We start from the raw sequence: 8,019 nt of genomic DNA, 5'->3' as shown, positions 1-8,019 counted from the left end.
CTCCGCCCCCAGACCCCCGTTTCGGCCTGAACGGCCTCGTCCTCAAACGCCGGACGGGCTGGCTGGGCCTGGCGCCGGCTGCATGGGCCGACCCTCAGAGATAGTCCTCCAGGCGGGCCACGGCGTACCCCTGCTCGGACACCCGCTTCATGAAGTCGCGGATCATGTCGGGCATCGTGCCCTTCCACTGCCCCTTCCCCCGGAAGTGGCTCAGGACGATGTCGCCGGGGTGGAGGTTCCGGCCCGCCTCGCGGTAGGCCCAGCGGCCGGGGAAGACCTCCTCGTTCCACAGGAGCACGGCCTTGATGCCGCAGGCCTTGGCGGCGCGCAGGGTGTCGCGGTCGTAGCTGCCGTACGGCGGACGGAAGAGGGCGGGCCGCTTCCCGAACTGCTTCTCCATGACGTCCTGCATGCCGCAGATCTCGCGCTTCTGCTCCGCGTAGGGAAGGCGGCGCAGATAGCGGTGGCGGAGGGTGTGGTTGTTCAGTCCGACGCCACGGTCGCGCATCTGCCGGAAGTAGCCGTAGTCGCTCCTCACCACATTGTCGGTGAGGAAGGCGGTGTACGGGATCTTCAGGTCGCTCGTCATCCGCAGGAACGCCGGGTCCTTCTCGGCGCCGTCGTCGATGGTGAGGAACACGACCTTCTCCCGAGTGGGGATACCGGTGACGACGGGCGGCAGACCGTCCCGTTCATGCCTGGCGACCTCGAACCCCTTGCGGGTCCGCAGGACCGGCTTCTTCGCCGGGGGCAGCGGCGGCGCCAGGGGCACCCTGCCGAGCCCCCAGCGGTTCGTGGCGGCGACCTGAACGGTGTACGACCGGAGCAGCTTCGAGGCGTACGCATCGAGGGCGCGCGCGGGGGGCGCCTGGAGGGGCTCCTGCCGTCCGTGGTCCCGCTGTGCGCCTGCGCCCCGCTCCGCCTCCGAGGACGTGTGGGCCGGATCGACTGCGCCCCCGCACGCGGCGGACGCCAGGGCGGAGACGGCCAGGACGACCACGCCCCCCCGAACTCCCGTCCACTTCGCACGCTTTTGATCATTTTGTCGTACGAGTCGCATGTTGCTGCATCCTCGCAGTCCATCCCCCACGGCCCGGCCCGACACCGCCACCGGCCGCGCACCATCCACCGACTGGCCGACAATGACCGGGTGAACGACCTCGCGCCCTTGGACTCCTTCGCCGCCCTCCTCACCCCCGAGGGCCTGGCCCTCCTCGACGAGGTGCGCGGCACCGACCCGGCGGCGGAGCTGGCCGTCGCGACCCGGCTGCGACGCGACCACCCGGCCGGCCTCGTCTCGGCCGCCCTCACCCAGGCGCGGCTGCGGCAGCGGGCGGTGGCCAAGTTCGGGACGGCGGACGCGGAGCGGATGTTCTTCACGCCGAACGGCGTCGAACAGTCCACGCGCACGTCGGTGGCGGCATACCGGGCGAGCCGGTTCACGGCGCTGGGCGTGCGGTCCGTCGCCGACCTGTGCTGCGGCATCGGCGGCGACGCGATCGCGCTGGCCCGTGCCGGAATCCGCGTCCTGGCCGTCGACCGGGACCCCCTGACGGCCGCCGCTGCCCGCGCGAACGCCGAGGCCCTCGGACTCGCCGACCTGATCGAGGTACGGGAGGCGGATGTGACGGAGGTGGACACGTCCCCCTACGACGCCGTGTTCGTCGACCCGGCACGACGGGGAGGCCGCGGCCGGATCTTCGACCCGGAGGCCTACTCGCCCCCGCTCTCCTGGACCGTGGACGCCGCCCTCAAGGCACCGCACGCCGCCCTGAAGATCGCCCCCGGTGTGCCGCACGAGGCCGTGCCGCCGCAGGCCGAGGCCGAGTGGATCTCCGACGCCGGGGACGTGAAGGAGGCGGTGCTGTGGTTCGGCACCGAGCCGGGCCTGGTGCGGGCCACCCTCCTCCCCGGCCCGCACACCCTGCGCGGCCGGGGCCTGCCCAATCCCCAGGTCCGTTCACTGGGCCGCTACTTGTACGAACCCGACGGCGCCGTCATCCGCGCCCACCTGGTCGCCGAGGCCGCCGCGGACCTGGACGGCGGCCTGATCGACGAGACCATCGCCTACGTCACCGCCGACGAGCCGCGCCCCACCCCGTACGCCACCGCCTACGAGATCACGGGCCAACTCCCGTTCAACGTCAAGAAGCTGAAGGCCCTGCTCCGCGAGAGCGAGGTCGGCGTCCTGACGGTGAAGAAGCGCGGTTCGGCGGTCGATCCGGAGGAACTGCGCAGGAAGGTGCTGCCGAAGCCGCACGGGCGGAACGCGGCGACCGTCTTCCTCACCCGGGTCGCGGGAGCCCCGACCATGCTGCTCGGACACCCCGCACGGCCCGGCGAACCGGCCGCCTGACACGCCTCTTCCACGAACGGCGGTGGCCGGAGTGCGATCCGCGTGGAGCACCACGAGACTGAACGCGGCACCACAGACGCCACCGACGCCCAAGGCAGGACAGGAGGCGAGGACTTCCGTGTTTCGCGGCTTCAAGAACTTCCTCATGCGCGGCGATGTCATCGTCGTGGCCGTGGGTCTGGTCGTGGCGCTGGCGTTCAGCACGCTGATCAAGGCGTTCACCGACTTCGTGATCAACCCCCTCGTCGCCAGGGCTCAGGGCGGCAAGTCACCCGGCCTGGGCTGGCAGCTCGGACAGCCGGGCAACACCGCCACCTATCTGAACCTCGGTTCGTTCATCTCCGCACTGATCTACTTCATCATCTTCATGGCGGTCATCTACTTCCTGATCGTCGTTCCCTACAAGCACTACCAGGCCAAGCGCGGCGTGACGGTGTTCGGCGAACCCACACCCAGCAGGACGTGTCCGGCCTGTCTGCAGGACGACCTGCCCAAGGCGGCGACCAAGTGCCGCTACTGCGGCACCGACCTCACCCCCGCGCCCTAGCCGGGCCCGGTCGCCTCCGCCGCCCGCCGCAGCAACAACTCCCGCTCCCGCTCGTTGCGCGTCAGCTCCGCCGCGCGCTCGAACTCCGCCCGGGCCTCCTCCGTACGGCCGAGGCGGTCGAGGAGGTCACCGCGGACGCTGGGGAGCAGGTGATAGTCCCGTAGGGCCGGTTCGGCGGCGAGGCGGTCGACGATCTCCAGGGCCGGGCCCGGACCGTCGGCCATCGAGACGGCGACCGCCCGGTTCAGCTCGACGACCGGGGACGGGGTCCGGGCGGCAAGCAAGCCGTACAAAGCAGCGATGCGCGTCCAGTCGGTCTCCTCGTACGTGTAGGACTGGGCGTGGCACGCCGCGATGGCGGCCTGGAGCGCGTACGGGCCGGGGGCGCCCCCGGCGGCGGCACTGGCCCGGCCGAGCGCGGCGAAACCGCGGGCGATCAGCATCCTGTTCCAGCGGCGGCGGTCCTGGTGCTTCAGCAGCACCGGCTCACCGGACGGACCGGTACGCGCCGCCGCCCGCGCCTCCTGGAGCTCCAGCAGCGCCATCAGCCCGTGCACCTCGGGCTCCTTGGGCATCAGCTGGGCGAGCACCCGGGCGAGCCGGAGGGCGTCCTCGCACAGGGCGGGCCGCAGCCAGTCGTCGCCGGCGGTGGCGGCGTACCCCTCGTTGAAGATCAGGTAGATGACCTCGAGGACGGACCCGAGCCGTGCCTCCCGCTCCGGCCCGTACGGCACCTCGAAGGCGACCCCCTTGGCGGCCAGCGTCCGCTTGGCGCGCACGATGCGCTGGGCCATGGTCGCCTCGGGAACGAGGAACGCACGGGCGATCTCGACCGTGGTCAGCCCTCCGAGGAGGCGGAGCGTGAGCGCGATCCGGGCCTCGGCGGACAGGACGGGGTGACAGGCGGTGAAGACGAGCCGGAGCAGATCGTCGTCGATGTCGTCGGGATCGGACGGCTCGTCGAAGTGGTGCGCGCCGGTCAGGGACAGGTCCCGTCCGACCTCCTCCAGCTTCTGTGCGTACCGTTCCCGCCGCCGTACGAGATCGATGGCCCGGCGCTTGGCCGTCGTCATCAGCCAGGCGCCCGGGTTGTCAGGCACGCCCTCCCGGGGCCACTGCTCCAGCGCCGCGACCAGAGCGTCCTGCGCCGTTTCCTCCGCGATGCCGATGTCCCCCACGATCCGGGCGACACGGGCGATGACGCGGGGCGACTCGATCCGGAAGACGGCCTCGATGGTGCGGGTGGCGGACTCAGGGGAGCCGGCGGACCCGGCGGGCCGCTGGGGCGGGGTGGGCTGCGGTGTCACAACCCACCATCAGACACCCGTACGGGCCGCCGGGCCAATGAACGGCCCCGTCAGCCTCCCTGGATCTCCCGGACCTCGCAGGTCACCGTCCACTCGGGCCCGTGCACCCGCACGAAGCGCTTGGTCCACTCAAGTGCCTCGTCCATGTCCTTGCACTGCATGACGGCGTACCCGCCGACGACCTCCTTGGTCTCGGTGAACGGCCCGTCGGTGACCGACACGTTCCCGCTCTCCCAGTGCACCCTCTTGCCCTGGACGGTGGGCATCAGCCCGGCGGTGTCGAGCATGACCCCGGCCTTCGTGATCTCCTCCAGCAGCTTCCCCATCCGCTCCATCATCTCGGGGCTGGGGCCCTCGGCGGGAGCGGTCGCCTCGTCGATCTTCACCAGCGACAGGTAGCGCGGCATCGTGACTCCTCAGGTGTGACGGCGGGACCTTTCCCGCCTCTCACTCTGAGCGTCGAACGACGGACGCCCGGATCGACACAGCCGCAGAAAAATAATTTCACTCGCACCGCAGCAGCCTCACCTCAGCGACGCCCACACCTCGCTCGCCTCCGGCTCGTCCGCCACCACGCGGTTGCGGTCCGACGGGGCCGGCACCACCGGCATCATCACCGTCGTGACATCGGCCGAGGTCAGACCCCTCAGGCTCTGGCCAAGGCTCATCAGCCCACCGAGGGAATCCAGCCCGGTGTCCGTCGTCAGGCCGCCGGTGACCGCGTCGGCGACCTGGTAGAGCCTGGCGGGGCTGGTCAGCAGATTCGTCGAGGAGACCTGATCCAGCAGGGCCTTCACCAGCGTCTGCTGGAGGCCTATGCGGCCCAGGTCGCTGCCGTCGCCGATGCCGTGGCGGGTACGCGCGAGAGCGAGGGCCTGTTCACCGTCCAGATGGTGGGTGCCGGCCTCCAGTTTCAGATGGCTGTCCTCGTCGTCGATGTCCTCGTCCGTCATGACGGTCACCCCGCCCAGCGCGTCCACCAGCTTCGCGAAACCCGAGAAGTCGATCTCGACGTAGTGATCCATACGGACGCCGGTGAGCGACTCGACGGTCTTCACGGCACACACCGGACCGCCGACCGAGTACGCGCTGTTGAACATCGTGCTGTACGCGACCGAGGTGGAGCCGCCCGAGGGCAGGGGGCAGGACGGGCGGGTGACCAGTGTGTCGCGCGGGATGCTCACCACCGTCGCCTCGGTGCGGCCCTCGTCGAGGTGGACGACCATCGCCGTGTCGGACCGGGCACCCCCGCTGTCCCCGCCGCCAAGCTCGGCGTTCTCCTCGCCGCTGCGCGAGTCGGAACCCAGGACCAGGATGTTCAACGCCCCGGTGGGCAACGGGGCGGGCGACGGGCTCGGCGCCGCCGGGGGCGGGCGGTCGTCGCCGAGCGCGCTGTCGATGTCGACGCTCTTGATGTTGTCGTTCAGATGCCAGTACGCCCAGCCCGCCGTGCCCACACCCAGCGCGAATACCCCGGCGAGGGCGAGGCCGGCGGCCTTCAGCAGCCTCGGCCGCCGGCCCACCTGTCTGTCCGCCGCTCCGCCGTCATCCCCGCGTTCATCGCTTCGCACAGTCACACGAAGGAACGTAAGTCCGAATTATTACGAGCGGAGACGTCCGACCGGCATTCTTCGGAAATTCTCAGACTCTTCGGCCGACGGTCAGCCATGCGTGAGCGCGCCTCACGCCAACGTCACCGTCGGCAGCGGGTTGCTCCCGTTCCAGTTCGCGTTGAAACCGAAGGTCACCGAACCGCCGCTCGGCACGCTCCCGTTCCACGAGACGTTCGTGCAACTCACCGCCGCGCCCGTCTGCGTGCACGTCGCGTTCCAGGCCTGGGTGATCTGCTGCCCCGCGCCGAACGTCCAGTTGGCCCTCCAGGACGAGAGGGACGCCCCGGAGCAGGCGATCGTCACCTGGCCCGTGAACCCGGTGTTCCACTGGCTGGTGACGCCGTACGTCGCCGTGCACGCGCCCGTCGGAGGCGGTGTCGTCGTGCCGCCGAGGGCCGTCACGATGCCTGAGTACGCCGGTTTCGGGGCGTAGTTCTCGTCGTACGGGGTCGCCGCGCCCTGGCCGGGGAAGGTGTCCGGGATCCACGAGTCGGAGTCCGTGAAGCCCCAGACGGTGACCCCGGTGCACCGGCTCACCGCGACACACGCCTTCACGACGGCCTCGTACTCGGTCCCCTGTTGCGCCAGCTTGGCCTCGGTGGCCGGGAGTTGCATACGGATGTCCAGCTCCGTGATGGCCACGTCCACGCCCAGGTCGGCGAAGCGCTGGATGTTCTGCTGGAGGGTCGAGGGGACCTGGCCGAGGATCAGATGGGCCTGGAGGCCGACGTCGTCGATCGGGACGCCGCGCTCCTTCAGCGACTTGACCAGGTTGTACAGCGCCGTGCTCTTCGCGTTGACGCCCTCGACGTTGTAGTCGTTGATGTAGAGCCTGGCGCTGGGGTCGGCCGCGCGGGCGGCGGTCAGTGCCTGGGCGATGTAGTCGGCGCCGAGGCCGTTGTACCAGAGGGTCTGACGGTAGGTGCCGTCCTCGTTGAACGGCTCGTTCACCACGTCCCAGGCGGCCAGCCGGCCCTTGTAGCGGCCGACCTCGGTGGCGATGTGGTCGTTCATCAGCTGGCTCAACTGGGCGGAGGTCCAGCTGCCGTTCGTCAGCCAGCTCGGGTTCTGGCTGTGCCAGACGAGGGTGTGGCCGCGCACCCGCTGTCCGTTGGCCTCGGCGAAGTCGACGATCTGGTCGGCCTCGGTCCAGTTGAAGTTGCCTCGGGTGGGCTCGACGGAGCCCCATTTCATGGCGTTGCCGGGGGTGAGGAAGTTGAACTCCTCCCCGGCGATCCGGCCGTAGGTGCCCGTGAGCTTGGAGCCGGTGACCGCCGTTCCGATGACCTTGCCCTTGGCGTCGGCGAGGTCACGCAGCGGGGGGTCGGCGGCGTGGGCGGGGGCCGCGCCCAGCAACGCCGTCAGCGCTGCCGCGCCGGTGAGCAGGGTGGTGAGGCGGGAGCGTAACGGGGATCTGGAGGTTCTCATGGCGGGTGCCTCCGAAAGTTTCGGTCGTTCAACCGATTGGCTTCGGAGGAGTGTGGGGGTGGATGCCACACCCGTCAATAGGTTCACTTCGGGTGCGTTTCGTCTGCCGGGTGTCTGTTGGTGGGCGGCTGCGGGTTCGTTTGTGGCTGGTCGCGCAGTTCCCCGCGCCCCTTAACAGCATGGGCGCACCCGAGCCCGAGACCGAGCCCGCAGCGCACCTCGACCGCACCGGCCACGCACCGGCAGCAACGCACGCGGCACCCACCACCGGCGTTCCATGCCCGCACCCGCCCGCACCCCGGCCCCACCGCACCGTCAGCTACGCCCGCGCGCCACTCGCACTCCGGCCCCACTCACCACCTGCGCCCCACCCGCTCCCGCAGCCACGCCCGCACCCGTCCCTGCACCGCGAGCCGTACCCGTACCCCCCGACGCGCCCGCCAGCCGTACCCGCACCCCCGACACACCCGGCAGCCGCGTACGCACGGCAGGGGGTGTGTCGGGAGGTGTCCGCCCGCAGCGGCCGGCGTCCGCCGCCGAGTACATCGCACCCCCACAGACCCGCCGGACCGAGGACGGAGACCTCTCGGCGCGCCCCCGACCCACGACGAAACCGCGGGCGCCCAAGCCACGACGGCGGGAAGGCCGCCCATGAGCGTCAGGAACGCTCCCCGCAATGCGCCCCTGCCCGCAGCGGAGGCGCACCCGACCCGCGAACGAACGAATGGCGGCGGAGCACTCCACGAAACCTCAGGCACCCTCCCCGGA

Annotated in this window: 7 protein-coding genes; 2 read left to right on the top strand and 5 right to left on the bottom strand. The window is 70.7% G+C overall.

What is annotated here, in order from left to right; genetic code table 11:
- Positions 1–94: 94 nt before the first annotated feature.
- Positions 95–1,060 carry a polysaccharide deacetylase family protein gene (locus FPZ41_RS42370; protein WP_152869710.1) on the bottom strand — a complete coding sequence of 322 codons (966 nt, stop codon included), beginning with the start codon at positions 1,058–1,060 and terminating at the stop codon, positions 95–97.
- Positions 1,061–1,150: 90 nt separating this feature from the next.
- Here FPZ41_RS42370 and FPZ41_RS42365 point away from each other — a divergent pair, with 90 nt between their 5' ends.
- Together FPZ41_RS42365 and FPZ41_RS42360 are read left to right on the top strand one after the other, a co-directional pair.
- Positions 1,151–2,356, top strand: a complete 1,206-nt coding sequence (locus FPZ41_RS42365) for a class I SAM-dependent methyltransferase (RefSeq protein ID WP_322621438.1) — start codon at positions 1,151–1,153, stop codon at positions 2,354–2,356.
- Positions 2,357–2,474: 118 nt separating this feature from the next.
- A complete protein-coding gene (locus tag FPZ41_RS42360) occupies positions 2,475–2,903 on the top strand; it encodes a large conductance mechanosensitive channel protein MscL (protein WP_322621437.1) in 429 nt (142 codons plus the stop codon).
- Here the strand turns inward: FPZ41_RS42360 and FPZ41_RS42355 are convergent.
- From FPZ41_RS42355 to FPZ41_RS42340, 4 genes are all read right to left on the bottom strand, one after another.
- Complete coding sequence (locus FPZ41_RS42355) at positions 2,900–4,210, bottom strand: RNA polymerase sigma factor (protein WP_407698896.1); 1,311 nt, start codon at positions 4,208–4,210, stop codon at positions 2,900–2,902. The genes FPZ41_RS42360 and FPZ41_RS42355 overlap by 4 nt on opposite strands.
- Positions 4,211–4,260: 50 nt before the next feature.
- Positions 4,261–4,617 carry a YciI family protein gene (locus FPZ41_RS42350; protein WP_152869705.1) on the bottom strand — a complete coding sequence of 119 codons (357 nt, stop codon included), beginning with the start codon at positions 4,615–4,617 and terminating at the stop codon, positions 4,261–4,263.
- 117 nt (positions 4,618–4,734) lie between these two features.
- Positions 4,735–5,787: an LCP family protein gene (locus FPZ41_RS42345; protein ID WP_322621436.1), complete on the bottom strand. Its 1,053-nt coding sequence runs from the start codon at positions 5,785–5,787 to the stop codon at positions 4,735–4,737.
- 105 nt (positions 5,788–5,892) lie between these two features.
- Entirely contained in the window at positions 5,893–7,251 is a 1,359-nt protein-coding gene (locus FPZ41_RS42340) for an endo-1,4-beta-xylanase (protein ID WP_152869703.1), read from the bottom strand.
- Positions 7,252–8,019 lie beyond the last annotated feature (768 nt).

It is taken from the genome of Streptomyces acidicola (assembly GCF_009377235.1).
Taxonomy (GTDB): domain Bacteria; phylum Actinomycetota; class Actinomycetes; order Streptomycetales; family Streptomycetaceae; genus Streptomyces; species Streptomyces acidicola.
This window is presented reverse-complemented; position numbering and strand designations above follow the sequence as displayed.